An 865-nucleotide genomic window follows, 5' to 3' on the forward strand; every position below is an offset into this window, starting at 1 on the left:
TCGGAGGTCGCCGGTAGCGTGAGACACGCACCCGACAGAACTTAAGAGGCGCGCTGACAGGCGCGAAGGAGACCACAGCAGATGGCGCGAGCAGCGAAGCCGAAACCACAGAAGACCTTGGAGCAGACCCTCTGGGAGGCTGCCGACAAGCTGCGCGGAAACCAGGAGCCGAGTGAGTACAAGCATGTCGTGCTGGGCTTGGTGTTCCTGAAGTACGTCTCTGATCGCTTCGAGGAGCGCCGGAAGGCGCTCGAGTCGGAGCTGGCTGCGGAGGGCATCAAGCCGGAGCGGCTGCCGGACTTCCTCGAAGACCGCGACGAGTACACCAGCCACAACGTGTTCTGGGTGCCAGAGCTGGCGCGTTGGGGCTACATCCAGTCGGTCGCGAAGCAGCCCGAGATCGGTCAGCAAATCGACCAGGCGATGGATCTCATCGAGAAGGAGAACCCTTCCCTGCGTGGCGTTCTCCCGCGCAACTACGGCCGCGACGGCCTCGACAAGCGACGTCTGGGTGAGCTGGTCGACCTGATCGGCTCGATCGGGTTCACCGAGACGGACGACCACGGCGCCGATGACGTGCTGGGTCGGGTGTACGAGTACTTCCTCGGTCAGTTCGCCGGCAAGGAGACCGGCAAGGACGCCGGGGCCTTCTACACGCCGCGTTCGGTGGTCAAGACGCTGGTCGAGATGCTTGAGCCCTACCAAGGACGCGTGTATGACCCGGCCGCGGGCTCGGGTGGCATGTTCGTGCAGTCGGCTGAGTTTGTGAAAGCTCACGGCGGCAAGCGCACCGACATCTCCGTCTACGGGCAGGAGTTCACCGACACGACGTGGAAGCTCGCGAAGATGAACCTCGCGCTGGGTC

At 63.9% G+C, this 865-nt stretch carries 1 protein-coding gene; it reads left to right on the forward strand.

Annotation, left to right across the window (positions count from 1 at the left end; all coding sequences use genetic code 11):
• Window positions 1-81: 81 nt before the first annotated feature.
• The coding region (locus GP2_RS20820; RefSeq protein WP_006902637.1) for a type I restriction-modification system subunit M at window positions 82-865 on the forward strand (784 nt) is incomplete at its 3' end.

The sequence above is a fragment of the Gordonia paraffinivorans NBRC 108238 genome (assembly GCF_000344155.1).
Classification (GTDB): domain Bacteria; phylum Actinomycetota; class Actinomycetes; order Mycobacteriales; family Mycobacteriaceae; genus Gordonia; species Gordonia paraffinivorans.